The sequence below is a fragment of the Haemophilus sp. SZY H56 genome, assembly GCF_054332415.1.
Window position 1 is genome coordinate 62,139 of record NZ_JBTGNX010000002.1, and the last position, 14,620, is coordinate 76,758.

Below are 14,620 nucleotides of genomic sequence, written 5' to 3' on the forward strand. Positions count from 1 at the left end.
GTAAAATAATAAATCGGCACTCATTTTGAGTGCCGATTTTGTTTTTATTTTTTAAGGAAATCTTTATCAGATAATACCCTTAATGGTTGCATATCGCTATTCCCCATAATAACCAAACTCGGGTCTGAGCGTAAACAGCTACCACCATAATGCCCGCCGACAGTAAAAGTACAGACCTGAACATATTGGTCTTCCACTTTTGGTAAACACCAAAGCTGTTGATAAATACTCTCCTGCTTACCAAAACGACCATCTTTACTATCAAGCACTGATTTACGCTCACCAATCAATTTCACATTATCACCTCGACGACCGGCAATGGGTTTTTGTGCATAACCATTTTTAATCAGCTCAGGCGTCAATTCAAATCCCGCTTCGAGTAGATAACGATGATTTGGGAATAATGACCACAACACTGGTAAAATCGCTTTATTACTTGGAATCGCTGTCCAAAGTGGTTCATAAACTAGAACTTCTGGACGAAGTAACACATCGATCAACCGCACTTTATCTTCCGGATAGCCTGTACGAATTGGTGGTGCCACTTCTATGCCTGTTGCATCTTCACGAAGTTGCTCTAACATAGTTTCCCAGGCCCACGTTTTCCATACTGTTTTTACCTGGTTATCTTCATCATCAATCAAACGACCACGATTATCCCAATGTAATCCCTCGGTCCCATGAATAATTTTGGCTTGAAATCCTGCTTGAACCAGTGCATTGCGCATAAATAATGCGTGATAATCTTCCTCATCATCGTGATCTTGCATAATATGAACAAGTGGCGTGGCTTCACTATGTTTCCAACAATCCGCTAATGCATTACGTAAGCCATCGGCAGGATTATCGCCTATATTCAATCCACCCTGAATTGCCCATCGATTCATAAATTCACCCGCTTCAGCGTGACAAGAAGCTGAATCTGCATTGTATTCATACACTTTCAATCCACGACTATCCATGCAGAAATCTAAACGCCCCGTAATGGTTTGATAACGGCGATTTTGCCAAGATAACCGTAAGCGAGGCCAAAGCAATTTAGGAATATTAAAATATTGTAATAACTTATCGTCTTTTAAGACTTTATCTGTGGCATGCAAATACATTAAATGCAATTCATTGGTTGCACGAATCAACTCATGCTGCGCTGTTTCAGATATCGTAAAATAGCGATATTGATCCGAATGGCTGACTTTATGCCCGCCCATTGCTTTCACATATGCCGCTTCAAATTCATTTTGCTCATTCAGCCATTTATGCTCAAACTGACCATTGTTTTCTATATGTTCAGCATGAATCTCAAGTTTCTCTTTTTCTGGTGTTGGCCGCGGCAGACTGTATTCGGTATCTTCTGTTTGGATCATCCAACCTAAAATTTCTGTATCATCAAAGGTATCATGCAGAAAATAACCACTTTCGGAAACCGTCATCGGTAATTCACGAGTCCATTGCTGCCCACTTGGTAAGCGAGAGTGAATCACGTTTTGCTCGGCAATGCGAATTTTATCTTCTAATACCTCGGTAATGATCGCCACATGCCCCGTATGTTGAAATTCACCGCCCTCCTGCCAAATTAACAATGCACCTGCTTCAGGCTTACGTTTACAACCATTTGCAAAGGCTTGTAAAGGTAATAAGGCATCATTCACCACTTGACGTAAAAATCGTAAAGAAAAGATCTCGTAAGCCATTCCTACATCTGTAAACACCATGCCATGATTGAGATATAAATAACGACGCGCAAATTCCACGCACTGCCATTTGTAGCCCATGTACTCTCTTCCCAAATAACTGCGAAAGGCGGCATCATCGGGATACTCTTTCTCATCTGCTGTATGATAATCGGATGAATAAATCGCAATGCCACCCGGCGCGTAGCCTAATAAGCTCCCGAAAGGATCGTGTGTACTGATGTTTGCTGAACGTTCAGGCATAAAAACTCCCTGTTAAATAACAAATGGAAGTAGTATAGATCTTTTTTCTGATTCCCCCCAAAGGCTTTTAAAAGAAATATCAAAATTTGAATCCCATACAATTTTGAAAAAGAAAAAGGGCTGACAGATGTCAGCCCCCAAAACAAACCTAAAAATAACCGCACTTAAGGTTATTTCACATACCAATGTGCTAATAAAATCCCTGTATTTACTGCAATATTTAATCCGGTTTTTAATGGATTACTTAAAGAAAGGCGCACATTTACATCTTGTTTATCACAAATATCATCCGTACTACCTTCACTCAATACCAACGCGACTTTCTCTGCAAATTTGAGGTGTTCCAACGCAACGCCTTGCTTATTGGTTGATACATGAATAATCTGATAGCCAGCCTTACGTAAAGCCTCTAAAGCGATTTCAGTACTTTCTGTTTCTAAAATACGAATATGCTCCATCCCGCCTTCAGCTACACGCATCGCAGCGGGCGCATAAAGCTGTTCAACTTGATTTGTTACCACATTTTTAATGCCATAGAAGGCACAAGTACGCACAACGCCACCTAGGTTTTGCGCATTATTGACTTGATCAAGCACGACTAAACAGTCTTCTTGACGCGGTACATCTAAATAACCTTGTAAAGAAAAAGTACGTTGTTTTTTTACTAACATACAAATGCCGCCGTGATGCTCCGTGCCGCTTACTAAGCTTAGCTCATCACTATCCACCACGTGATACACTTTTTTATTTGCGGCTAAATAACTGAAAATCTCGCCAATTCGATGCGCCATTTGCACCGTTGCCCATACGCGAACGATGCTCTCCGGACGTTCTGCAAACAATTCCAAGCACGCATTTTCACCATACACTTTCATTTCTTCAGAGCGGTTCTTTTTAATTTTCTCCGGTGCGCGTGGTGATAATGCGCCTGTTTTCTTTTCTTTCGGTTTATAACTCACGCCAGTGCTTTTTACTGTTACTTTTACCGAGCCACTTTCACCATTGGCTTTATTTAATGAAAGTTCCGCAATTTTCGGCTCTCTGACTTCTTGCTGTTGGAAACCTCGAGAAGGTTTACGATCATCCCGTTTTTTATCAAAGTGCGGTCGATTTCCCTCATGTTTTTCATTATTACGACGATCATCAAAGCGACGTTCTTTATCATTAAATGTGCGTTTTGGGCTACGCTCTTGAAAAGATTTGCTGGAATTGGTTTGGAATGATGGTTTACGTGAATTGCTCATAATTTGCTTCTCGAAGGAAAAATTGGATAATAATTCGCCAAAAAATGCGAAAATTTGTGAGCATTATAACGAAAAAAAACCTTTTTTCTATCAATCTATAAAGGAAATATTGTAAACTAGAAGACTAATTTTTAGTGTAGAGATAGATTATGTTAATCAACAAAGCTAAACGAGCAGAACAAAATTTAAAAAATTTGCCTTTTCTTCCTTTACAGGCAGATCAGGTTGAGTTTCTGTTTAGTCCGCTTGAATTCAAAGCACAAATTATAGAATTAATTCGCCAAGCTAAAAAACGCATTTACGTGACCGCACTTTATTGGCAAAAAGATGAAGCGGGACAAGAAATTCTCAATGAAATTTATCGCGTAAAACAAGATCATCCAGAATTGGATGTGAAAATTTTAGTGGATTGGCATCGCGGACAACGCAATTTACTCGGTGCAGAAAAATCTGCCACTAACGCTGATTGGTATTGTGAACAACGCCAAACCTATCAACTTCCCGATGAACCGAATATGTTCTTTGGTGTGCCTATTAATACCCGCGAAGTCTTCGGCGTATTACATGTTAAAGGATTTGTCTTTGATGATACCGTCCTTTATAGCGGTGCAAGTATCAATAATGTGTATTTACAACAACAAGATAAATACCGCTACGACCGCTATCAAAAAATTCACAATGCTGCACTTGCGGATTCTATGGTGAATTTCATCAATGATTATTTATTGGATTTCAGTGCGGTACACCCATTAGATGTGGCTAATCGCCCTCGCACCAAAGAAATTCGTAGTGCAATAAAAGCTTATCGCAAAAACCTATCAATCCATGCTGAATATCAGTTGGAAAGTGCGGTTGGTTTTTCCGATGTTTTAACCATTTCACCACTTTTTGGTTTAGGCGCATCAGGCAATGAATTAAACCAAGTTATCGAAGATTTATTCTTACAAGTGCAGGAAAAATTGGTAATTTGCACCCCTTATTTCAACTTTCCTCGCACGCTAAGAAGTAAACTTGCCCGCTTATTAGAGCAAGGAAAACGTGTCGAAATTATCGTGGGTGATAAAGTCGCGAACGATTTCTATATTCCACCAGAGCAACCATTTAAAATGGCAGGTGCATTACCCTATTTATATGAAAGCAATCTTCGTCGTTTCTGCGAGAAATTTGATGCTTACATTAAAAATGGCCACTTAACGGTACGTTTATGGAAAGACGGCGATAACACTTATCACCTCAAAGGTGTTTGGGTGGACAATCAGTATATTCTTTTAACAGGGAACAACCTGAACCCTCGTGCATGGCGTTTAGATGCGGAAAATGGATTATTAATCCACGATCCAAAACAAGAACTTCAGTCACAAGCGGAAAAAGAATTATCGCACATCCGCCAACATACCAAAGTATTGCAAGATTATTCTGAATTAGAAGAATTGACGCAATATCCTGAACCAGTGCAAAAACTATTGAAGAAGTTTGCTCGGATTCAGGCAGACAAATTGGTCAAAATGATTTTATAAATACAAAAAGAAGCCGACAAATGTTGGCTTCTTGCTTGTATCTTGCGCAAAAATATCAACTAACATTGCACAAGTGAAATAAGTTGTTATAATCGCCCAACTTTTTAATCTTATCGGAGAAATCAATGAACCCAATTTCTTATTGGCAACGCCTAAAAGTTGCATTTCAATATGTGATGCCACAAATCTATATGACACAAGCAGCAGGTTGGTTAGCTAAACAAAAATGGGGCGCAGTGACACATTTTGTGATTAAAGCGTTTGCAAAAAAATACAACATTGATATGAGCATTTCTGAAAAAGAAAAATTCAGTGATTACGCCAGTTTTAATGAATTCTTTATCCGTCCATTAAAAGAAAATGCACGACCAATTAACCAAAATCCAGCCGCACTTTGTTGCCCTGCGGATGGCCGTGTAAGTGAATGTGGACATATTGAAGATGACCGCCTATTACAAGCGAAAGGTCACTTTTTCAGCTTAAATGATTTATTAGCGGAAGATCAAGATTTAACCGAGACCTTTAAAAATGGGGAATTCATCACCACTTATTTATCACCACGTGATTATCACCGTGTGCATATGCCATGTGATGGTACGCTTCGCAAAATGATTTACGTGCCGGGTGATTTATTCTCCGTCAATCCATTTTTAGCGAAACATGTGCCGAACCTCTTTGCTCGTAATGAGCGTGTAATTTGTGTCTTTGATACTGAATTCGGCACCATGGTACAAATCTTAGTGGGAGCAACAATCACTGCGAGTATCGGCACGGTTTGGGCTGGCGTTATTAATCCGCCACGTCATAACGAAGTGAAAGTATGGACTTATGAAGGTGAAAGTGCGGTTAAATTAAGCAAGGGTCAAGAAATGGGTTGGTTCCAACTTGGTTCTACCGTAATTAATTTATTCCAAGCCAGCCAAGTGAAAATTGCCGATCATTTAAGTGTTGATGAACCTGTGCGCATGGGTGAAATCTTGGCATTGAAAAAATAGTTTTATAACAAAGGGAAAAACAATGACAGCTCAAATTTTTGAACAAGTAAAATTAGAAAGTATTTCTGAAAAAGGCAGCTACGGTATCGGTTTACAAATCGGTCAGCAATTAGCTGATAGCCAAATGGATATTTCTGTTGAAGCGGTAGCAAAAGGCATTTTCGATGCGTTGAACCGTAATCAACCTGCATTAGAAATTAATGATTTAATGCATTCTGTTCAAGCACTTCAACAACAAGCTGCTGAAGCACAACAAGCGCAATTTAAAGCGATTGAAGAAGAAGGTAAAAAATTCTTAGAAGAAAACGCGAAAAAAGCAGGCGTAAACGTCACTGACAGCGGTTTACAATACGAAATTTTAACCGAAGGTAACGGTAACAAACCATCTGCAACTGATAAAGTACGTGTTCACTACACAGGTACATTACCAGATGGTACCGTATTCGACAGTTCGGTTGCTCGTGGAACACCGGCTGAATTCCCAGTAAATGGCGTAATTCGTGGTTGGGTTGAAGCATTACAAATGATGCCTGTTGGTTCTAAATGGAAACTCACTATTCCACACGAACTGGCTTACGGTGAACGTGGTGCGGGCGCATCTATCCCACCATTCTCAACCTTAGTGTTTGAAGTCGAATTACTCGATATCCTCTAAAAAGAAAAAGTGCGGTTGAAATGATTTAACCGCACTTTTTTTATTTTTAGCTTGCTAAAAAAGTAAAAACTCATAAAATGAACGTTCATTCATTTTTGAATGTTTGTCTTAAATGACCTTTCTCATATATAACCCTAAGAATTTTATTTTTTATTATGCGACAAGCAGAAGAATTTAAGCCAAAGATAGATGTCAGTGAGCAGATCTTTGATGCAACAGATCGTCTAATGGCAAAAGAAGGATTGCATCATCTTTCTATGCATAAGTTAGCCAAGGAGGCTGGTATTGCCGCTGGTACAATTTACCTTTATTTTAAGAGTAAAGATGAGTTATTAGCTCGATTTGCTCGTCGAGTGTTCAATAAGTTTGTAGTGGCGATTGAAGAAGGCTTTGATGAAAACCAATCTTTTTTCGAGCAATATAGAAAAATGTGGTGGAATATTTGGCATTTTCTTCAAGAAAATCCAACGATTCTGTTAAACATGAACCAATACCGATCTTTGCTGGAGTTTATTGAAACCTGCAAAGAAATGGAGTATTCGTGTTGGGATCAGTTTTGTCTCAAGGGACAAGCAGCAAATGTGTTGGCTGATTTAGATCCTCATATGTTATTTTTGTTGAGCCTTAAAACTGCAATAGTTTTAGCCTCAGATATCAAATTCCTCGGTACGGCAGTGACCGATGAGATGTTAGAATCTGTCATTGAACGCTCTTGGCGTGCAATTCAGAAGTCGTAATTTTATTGTCTTAATGGAGTTTTCCAAATGAGTGTAACTCAAACTAATAGACCAAAGCGCTCACACATTTTCTTTTTGAAATTAGCGTTAGGCGTATTTGTGTTAATTTTTGCTGCAATGATTTTTCTTAATCATATGAAAGCAAAAGGCATAGCTGATTTCTTAGCAAATAAACCTGAAACAGCTTCTCCTGTTACAGCAATGACAGTCAAGCCTTCAGAATGGACGCCGATCATTGAAACAACAGGTCTTGTTCGTCCGAATCAAGGGGCAATGTTAAGTGCACAAAGCGCTGGAACCGTCTCTAAAGTACTCGTACAAAATGGCCAAAGTGTGAAAAAAGGTGATTTGTTAGTTGAGTTAGATAGCTCAGTTGAGCGTGCCAGTTTGCAAGCTGCGCAAGCTCAGGTGGTGTCATTACGTCAAACTTATCAACGTTATGCAAACCTTGCGGGCAGCGGAGCTGTTTCTCGTCAAGAATTAGATAATGCAAAAGCAGCTTATGAAGCACAAGCGGCAAATATTGAGTCATTAAAAGCGGCGATTGAACGTCGCCAAATCGTGGCACCATTTGATGGTAAAGCCGGTATCGTGAAAGTGAATGTTGGTCAGTACGTTTCAAACGGTACTGAAATTGTGCGTGTGGAAGATCGTTCTTCTATGAAAGTGGATTTTGCGATTGCTCAAAACCAATTAGATAAATTGCATATTGGTCAAAAAGTAACGGCTACGGCAGATGCGCGTAAAGGTGAAACTTTTGCCGCGAAGGTTACTGCAATTGAGCCTGCAATTAATTCTTCAACAGGTTTAGTCGATGTTCAAGCAACGTTTGAACCAGAAGATGGTGCAAAATTATTATCCGGTATGTTTACTCGCTTAAATGTCGCTTTACCAACTGAGCATAATCAAATCGTTGTACCACAAGTGGCAGTGAGCTACAACATGTATGGCGAATCGCTTTATATTTTGACCGCACTTTCCGATGAAGATATTGAGAAATTAGGCGGCGCAGAAAAAGCAGCAAATATGTACCGTGCAAAATCAATCACTGTATTTACGAAAGATCGTCAAGGCATTTATGCACAATTAAAAGGTGATGAAGTCAAAGTTGGCGATAAAATTGTGACAGGTGGTCAGCAAAACTTAAGTAACGGGGCATTAGTGTCTGTTGCAGATAAAGCGGGCGTAGGTACTGAACAACCTGCGAATAAAACGAATCTTTAATTAGGAAAAGCGAATGAAATTTACCGATATATTTATTCGTCGTCCTGTTTTGGCGGTTTCGATTAGCTTGTTAATCATTATTTTAGGTTTACAAGCAATTTCGAAATTGTCTGTGCGCGAATATCCGAAAATGACCACAACGGTAATTACGGTGACCACAGTATATCCAGGGGCGGATGCGAACTTAATTCAAGCGTTTGTTACTTCCAAAATTGAAGAGGCGGTAGCGCAAGCGGATAATGTGGACTATATGTCTTCAAGCTCTAGCCCAAGTACGTCAACAGTCACCGTAAAAATGAAATTAAATACGGATCCGAATGCAGCCTTGGCAGATGTTTTAGCTAAAGTTAACTCAGTTCGTTCTGAATTGCCAAGTGGTATTGAAGATCCAACGGTTTCTTCATCAACCGGTGGTTCGGGGATTATGTATATTAGTTTCCGTTCTAACAAACTTGATGCAAGCCAAGTGACTGACTATATTCAACGCGTAGTCAAACCGCAGTTCTTTACCGTAGAAGGGGTGGCGAGTGTGCAGATCTTTGGTGCATCTGAGTACGCACTTCGTGTTTGGTTAGATCCAGAAAAAATGGCGGCTCAAAACCTTTCAGCCACACAAGTGATGTCCGCATTATCCGCGAATAACGTTCAAACAGCGGCGGGTAATGATAATGGCTATTTTGTCACCTATAAAAACAAAGTAGAAACCACGACAAAATCGGTTGAAGAATTAGGTAATTTAATTGTTGAGTCTAGCGGTGATAAGTTAGTACGTTTACGTGATATCGCCGATGTTGAATTAAATAAATCAAGCGATAGCTCACGTGCAGTAGCGAATGGCGCGGATTCTGTTGTGTTAGCGATTAACCCAACCTCGTCAGCAAACCCATTAACTGTAGCTGCGAAAGTACGCCCACTGTATGACAGTATTAAAAATAATCTGCCGGATGCTATTGAATCTGACATCTTATATGACAGTACAATTGCGATTAATAACTCAATTAATGAAGTAATCAAAACGATTGTTGAGGCAACGCTGATCGTATTGGTGGTGATTACCATGTTTATTGGTTCATTCCGTGCGATTTTAATCCCGGTTATCACCATTCCGATTTCATTAATCGGGGTAATTATGTTGCTTCAAACCTTGGATTTCTCCATTAACTTGATGACGTTGCTAGCATTGATTCTGGCTATCGGTTTAGTGGTAGATGATGCGATTGTTGTTTTGGAAAACGTGGATCGTCACATTAAGTTAGGGGAAACGCCATTCCGTGCGGCGATTATCGGTACGCGTGAAATTGCTGTCCCAGTTATTTCCATGACTATTGCCTTGATTGCGGTATATTCTCCAATGGCGTTAATGGGCGGTATTACGGGTTCTTTGTTTAAAGAGTTCGCCTTAACCCTTGCAGGAGCAGTATTTATTTCGGGTATCGTAGCATTAACGCTTTCACCAATGATGACCAGTAAATTGCTGAAATCCAACGAGGCTCCAAATAAATTGGAACAAAGAGTAGAGCATACCCTTAGTAAAGTAAATGCAGCTTATGCGTATGTACTTGATTTGGTGATGGTAAACCGTAAATGTATGTTGATGTTTGCGGCAATTATCTTTGCAACCTTGCCAGTATTGTTTAAATCACTTTCAAGTGAATTAACACCAACGGAAGACAAGGGGGCATTTTTGGCAATCGGTTCTGCACCTTCGAACGTGAACGTGGATTATGTGCAAAATGCGATGGCACCTTATCAAGAGATTTTAACCAATACGCCAGAAGTGCAGTTTGCAATGACGATAGCAGGGGCACCAAGCTCTAACCAATCTTTAAACGTTGTGACTTTAAAAGATTGGAAAGAACGCTCTAAAAGCCAAACAGCAATCATGAAAGAGTTGAATGAAAAAGCGAAATCCATTCCTGAAGTATCTGTACAAGGCTTTGCGTTCCCTGAAATTGATACAGGAGAGATGGGACCGCCAATTGGCTTCGTAATTAGCACATCTCAAGACTATGGCGATTTAGCGAATGTGGCAGGTAAATTCTTAGAGGATATGCAGAAATCCAGTAAGTTCGTTTATACCGATCTTGATCTTAAATTTGATACCGCTCAAATGCGTATTAAGATTGATCGTGAAAAAGCGGGGACTTACGGTATTACAATGCAACAAATCAGCCGTACGTTAGGGAGCTTCTTATCTGCCGCAACCATTGAGCGTGTAGATATTGATGGCCGTGCTTATAAAATTATTTCCCAAGTAAAACGTGACAATCGTTTATCACCGGAAAGTTTTAATAAGTATTACGTCACTGCGGCAAATGGTACCTCTGTTCCATTAAGCAGCTTGGTGACAGCAACACTAGAACCACAACCAAGTTCATTACCACGTTTCAGCCAATTAAACTCAGCGGTAATTAGTGCAGTACCAATGCCGGGTACTTCAATTGGTGATGCGATCCAATGGTTACAGGACAATGCGAAAAATACGTTACCACAGGGTTATAACTATGACTTTAAAAGTGAAGCGCGTCAGTTAGTACAAGAAGGTAATGCACTTGCCGTGACTTTCTTACTCGCGGTGGTAATTATTTTCTTAGTCTTGGCGATTCAATTTGAATCAATTCGCGATCCAATCGTGATTATGATTTCTGTTCCTTTAGCCGTGAGTGGTGCATTGTTAGCCTTAAATGCCTTCGGATTTTTGGGTATTGCAGGCTCAACGCTAAATATCTACTCACAGGTTGGTTTGATTACCTTAGTCGGACTTATCACAAAACACGGTATTTTGATGTGTGAAGTAGCGAAAGAAGAGCAGTTAAACCATGGTAAAACCCGTATTGAAGCGATCACCGAAGCGGCTAAAGTACGTTTACGTCCAATTCTGATGACAACCGCTGCGATGATTGCAGGTCTTGTACCGTTGCTTTATGCAACAGGTGCGGGGGCGGTATCTCGTTTCAGTATTGGTATTGTTATCGTGGCGGGTTTGGCAATCGGTACATTGTTTACCTTGTTCGTGTTGCCAGTGATTTATTCTTACATTGCAAGCGAACACAAACCATTACCAGTGTTTGATGAAAATGTAAAACCAATCGAAGGTCACATTAACGAACAACATTAATTGAAAATATGATAAAAACAAACCGCACGTTGATTTTTCAAGTGCGGTTTTCTTTTAGAGATTAAAAAAGCGAACATGATGTTCGCTTTTTATTTATGAAAGTGCGGTCAATTTTTTAACCATTTTTATTTTTAGCGGCTTTGTAAAGCTCCATCGCTTCTGGTAATAAGCGTTGTAAGTTTTCTTGACGGGATTCATCACTCGGGTGAGTGGAGGCTAATACATCAAGCGCACCTCTTGACCCTCCCGACATTTTTGCCATTTTTTGCCACAAACCAGGTGCCACCTGCGGATTATAGCCTGCACGCGACATAAGCATTAAGCCTTCTTCATCAGCTTCTGTTTCAGCACTACGAGAATAAGGTTTATCTAAGGCAAAATCTTTGGTTAAAGAAACGAGCTCTGTCATATCTGCTCCCATAAAAACGGATAATGCAGTTCCACCAATGGCTCCAGCAATAGAACTCATCGTACCAAAGTTGGCTTTCGCTTTACCGTGTTCTTTTAAGGCGTGAGCCATTTCATGTCCCATGACGACAGCGATTTCATTATCGTTTAGTTGTAACGTATCCACTAAACCTGTATAGAAAGCCATTTTTCCACCAGGCATAGCCCAAGCATTGAGTTCTTTAGATTTAATGACATTAATTTGCCAGTTAAATTGTTGTCCTGTTTCATTCGCTTGGTCTGCATAAGGGACCATTTGATTAAAGACATGATGAATACGTTTTGCCGTATTTGATGTCGTATCAATTGCCCCTTGTGCACGAATTTTTCCCATTTCTTGTGTATAACTACTTGCAGCTTCTTGATTGATTGAGGCAGAATCCGCACAAGATGTGATAACCGCACTTGCTAATACAGCAAACACAAAACTTTTGAGTTGTTTTTTCATAAATTATCCTTTTTGTTGAGATGACTGATTATATGAATTTATTGCGTTTTGTCGATACAAAAAGATTGCCTTTTACTTATGTACTATTATAATAGTGCGAGATATATATTTTTTAGGCGGGAGCATGACAACAAAAAAATTACCATCTTTATTTGGTGGAGCCATGATTATTACAGGTACAGCAATTGGTGCGGGAATGTTGGCTAACCCCACTTCTACAGCTGGAGTATGGTTTATTGGATCGCTTCTCACCTTAATTTACACGTGGTTTTGTATGACTACGTCTGGTTTGATGATTTTAGAAGCCAACTTACATTATCCTACTGGCTCAAGCTTTGACACCATTGTGAAAGATTTGTTAGGTAAAGGTTGGAATATTATCAACGGTCTTTCTGTGGCTTTCGTCTTATATATTTTAACTTATGCTTATATCACCTCTGGCGGCGGTATTACACAAAACTTGCTTAATCAAGCGCTTGGTTCTGCTGAAAGTGCGGTCGATATTGGACGTACTTCTGGATCCTTAATTTTCTGTTTTATTCTTGCAGCTTTTGTATGGCTTTCTACTAAAGCTGTGGATCGTTTCACCACTATATTGATTGTTGGAATGGTAGTCGCTTTTTTCCTTTCTACCGCAGGTTTATTGAGTTCGGTGAAAACAGAGGTGTTATTCAATAGTATTGCAGAAGGTGAGCAAACCTATTTACCTTATTTATTGACCGCACTTCCAGTTTGTTTAGTGTCCTTTGGTTTCCACGGAAATGTACCGAGCCTCGTCAAATATTACGATCGTGATGGTAGTAGAGTAATGAAATCGATCTTTATCGGTACGGGCTTAGCATTAGTGATTTACGTCTTATGGCAGCTGGCGGTGCAAGGTAATTTACCACGTACAGAATTTGCACCCGTAATTGAAAAAGGCGGCGATGTATCGGCATTATTAGAAGCATTACACAAATATATTGAGGTGGAATACATTGCGGTTGTATTGAATTTCTTTGCTTATATGGCCATTGCGACCTCATTCTTAGGGGTAACGTTAGGTTTATTTGACTATATTGCCGATTTATTTAAATTTGATGACAGCGTATTAGGTAGAACAAAAACCACATTGGTGACATTCTTACCGCCGCTATTGTTAAGTTTACAATTCCCTTATGGCTTCGTGATTGCCATTGGTTATGCTGGATTAGCTGCAACCATTTGGGCAGCAATCGTGCCAGCACTGCTTGCTAAAGCCAGTCGCCAAAAATTCCCAAATGCGACTTATAAAGTGTATGGCGGTAATTTTATGATTGGCTTTGTGATCTTATTTGGTGTGTTAAATATTGTGGCACAAGTAGGTGCAAACTTAGGATGGTTTGCCAATTTCACAGGATAAGTTTTCGCGTTAATGTTAATATTGTAGGGGCGTATCGAATACGCCCTTTTTAATTTTACATAGGAAACGAGATGTGTAACAAAACGAGCGTTTACGATAAAGAAAACTTCTTTGAGCTTTATCAAAAACTTCGATCTAACCCAATCAGTCTCAATGAAATAGTGGAAAAGCCGACTATGCTTTCCCTCTTACCTGATTTACAAGGAAAAAAATTACTCGATCTAGGTTGTGGAACGGGTGGACATTTGCAACTCTATTTAGAACGCAATGCGGAGAGCGTAGTAGGAACGGATCTTTCAGCTAAAATGCTAGAGCAAGCTGAACAAGATCTGCAAAAGTGCGGTCAATTTTCAGGATGTTTTTCGCTATATCAGTTACCGATGGAAAAATTAACGGAATTGCCAGAAAGTGATTTTGATGTCATTACCAGCTCTTTTGCTTTTCATTATGTTGAAGATTTTCCCGCTTTATTAGCTTCTATTGCCAACAAACTTAAGCCTTACGGCACACTCGTTTTTTCCCAAGAGCATCCGATTACAACTTGCCATAAAGAAGGGGAACGCTGGGAAAAAAATGAGAAAAAACAGCAAGTCGCTTATCGTTTAAACCATTACCGTGATGAAGGACTGAGAGAGCGAAATTGGTTTCAACAACCTTTCAAAACCTATCACCGCACGACAGCAACGATTATTAATGATTTAATCGCTGCGGGTTTCCAAATTGAGCAAATGGCTGAACCAATGTTAGCCGAACAGCCACAATGGCATGATGAATTTAAAGATTTGCGGCATCGTCCCCCTTTATTGTTTATTAAAGCAAGAAAAGTGATGAATTTAACAAAATAAACTGGTTTTTGACCGCACTTTATGGTATAAATCGCACCGCTGTTTTTGGGTTTCAAAAGCAGCGTTTTTAATTAT

11 protein-coding genes are annotated in these 14,620 nt (G+C 39.7%); 8 read left to right on the forward strand and 3 right to left on the reverse strand.

Features of this window, described 5'->3' with window-relative positions; all coding sequences use genetic code 11:
- Positions 1–44 precede the first annotated feature (44 nt).
- Together gss and ACXVWP_RS02205 are read right to left on the reverse strand one after the other, a co-directional pair.
- Positions 45–1,934, reverse strand: coding sequence for a bifunctional glutathionylspermidine amidase/synthase (gene gss / locus ACXVWP_RS02200; protein ID WP_297568843.1), 1,890 nt, complete (start codon positions 1,932–1,934; stop codon positions 45–47).
- A 170-nt stretch (positions 1,935–2,104) separates the two neighbouring features.
- Positions 2,105–3,178 carry a tRNA/rRNA methyltransferase gene (locus tag ACXVWP_RS02205; RefSeq protein WP_297568840.1) on the reverse strand — a complete coding sequence of 358 codons (1,074 nt, stop codon included), beginning with the start codon at positions 3,176–3,178 and terminating at the stop codon, positions 2,105–2,107.
- Positions 3,179–3,327: 149 nt separating this feature from the next.
- On the opposite strand from ACXVWP_RS02205, the gene pssA reads away from it, so the two are divergent.
- The 6 genes from pssA (at position 3,328) to acrB (ending at position 11,424) form a co-directional block, all read left to right on the forward strand.
- A complete protein-coding gene (gene pssA / locus ACXVWP_RS02210; protein WP_289901548.1) occupies positions 3,328–4,695 on the forward strand; it encodes a CDP-diacylglycerol--serine O-phosphatidyltransferase in 1,368 nt (455 codons plus the stop codon).
- Positions 4,696–4,820: 125 nt separating this feature from the next.
- Positions 4,821–5,690: an archaetidylserine decarboxylase gene (gene asd, locus ACXVWP_RS02215; protein ID WP_289901547.1), complete on the forward strand. Its 870-nt coding sequence runs from the start codon at positions 4,821–4,823 to the stop codon at positions 5,688–5,690.
- 22 nt (positions 5,691–5,712) lie between these two features.
- Positions 5,713–6,345, forward strand: coding sequence for an FKBP-type peptidyl-prolyl cis-trans isomerase (locus ACXVWP_RS02220; protein ID WP_005696813.1), 633 nt, complete (start codon positions 5,713–5,715; stop codon positions 6,343–6,345).
- A gap of 155 nt (positions 6,346–6,500) precedes the next feature.
- On the forward strand, positions 6,501–7,082 hold the full coding sequence (locus ACXVWP_RS02225) for a TetR/AcrR family transcriptional regulator (RefSeq protein ID WP_289901546.1): 582 nt from the start codon (positions 6,501–6,503) through the stop codon (positions 7,080–7,082).
- 27 nt (positions 7,083–7,109) lie between these two features.
- Positions 7,110–8,306: a multidrug efflux RND transporter periplasmic adaptor subunit AcrA gene (gene acrA / locus ACXVWP_RS02230; RefSeq protein WP_297568832.1), complete on the forward strand. Its 1,197-nt coding sequence runs from the start codon at positions 7,110–7,112 to the stop codon at positions 8,304–8,306.
- Between the two features lie 13 nt (positions 8,307–8,319).
- On the forward strand, positions 8,320–11,424 hold the full coding sequence (gene acrB / locus ACXVWP_RS02235) for a multidrug efflux RND transporter permease subunit AcrB (RefSeq protein WP_369866685.1): 3,105 nt from the start codon (positions 8,320–8,322) through the stop codon (positions 11,422–11,424).
- 115 nt (positions 11,425–11,539) lie between these two features.
- Here the strand turns inward: acrB and ACXVWP_RS02240 are convergent, their stop codons facing one another.
- Entirely contained in the window at positions 11,540–12,319 is a 780-nt protein-coding gene (locus tag ACXVWP_RS02240) for a M48 family metallopeptidase (protein WP_289901543.1), read from the reverse strand.
- A gap of 124 nt (positions 12,320–12,443) precedes the next feature.
- On the opposite strand from ACXVWP_RS02240, the gene mtr reads away from it, so the two are divergent.
- Entirely contained in the window at positions 12,444–13,700 is a 1,257-nt protein-coding gene (gene mtr / locus ACXVWP_RS02245; protein WP_289901542.1) for a tryptophan permease, read from the forward strand.
- A gap of 71 nt (positions 13,701–13,771) precedes the next feature.
- Positions 13,772–14,545, forward strand: coding sequence for a class I SAM-dependent methyltransferase (locus ACXVWP_RS02250; protein ID WP_289901541.1), 774 nt, complete (start codon positions 13,772–13,774; stop codon positions 14,543–14,545).
- Positions 14,546–14,620 lie beyond the last annotated feature (75 nt).

Excerpts from the sequence above, each read along its gene's own strand:
- gss (WP_297568843.1), bottom strand. The coding sequence starts at position 1,934 with ATGCCTGAACGTTCAGCAAACATCAGTACACACGATCCTTTCGGGAGC.
- ACXVWP_RS02205 (WP_297568840.1), bottom strand. The coding sequence starts at position 3,178 with ATGAGCAATTCACGTAAACCATCATTCCAAACCAATTCCAGCAAATCT.
- pssA (WP_289901548.1), top strand. The coding sequence starts at position 3,328 with ATGTTAATCAACAAAGCTAAACGAGCAGAACAAAATTTAAAAAATTTG.
- asd (WP_289901547.1), top strand. The coding sequence starts at position 4,821 with ATGAACCCAATTTCTTATTGGCAACGCCTAAAAGTTGCATTTCAATAT.
- ACXVWP_RS02220 (WP_005696813.1), top strand. The coding sequence starts at position 5,713 with ATGACAGCTCAAATTTTTGAACAAGTAAAATTAGAAAGTATTTCTGAA.
- ACXVWP_RS02225 (WP_289901546.1), top strand. The coding sequence starts at position 6,501 with ATGCGACAAGCAGAAGAATTTAAGCCAAAGATAGATGTCAGTGAGCAG.
- acrA (WP_297568832.1), top strand. The coding sequence starts at position 7,110 with ATGAGTGTAACTCAAACTAATAGACCAAAGCGCTCACACATTTTCTTT.
- acrB (WP_369866685.1), top strand. The coding sequence starts at position 8,320 with ATGAAATTTACCGATATATTTATTCGTCGTCCTGTTTTGGCGGTTTCG.
- ACXVWP_RS02240 (WP_289901543.1), bottom strand. The coding sequence starts at position 12,319 with ATGAAAAAACAACTCAAAAGTTTTGTGTTTGCTGTATTAGCAAGTGCG.
- mtr (WP_289901542.1), top strand. The coding sequence starts at position 12,444 with ATGACAACAAAAAAATTACCATCTTTATTTGGTGGAGCCATGATTATT.
- ACXVWP_RS02250 (WP_289901541.1), top strand. The coding sequence starts at position 13,772 with ATGTGTAACAAAACGAGCGTTTACGATAAAGAAAACTTCTTTGAGCTT.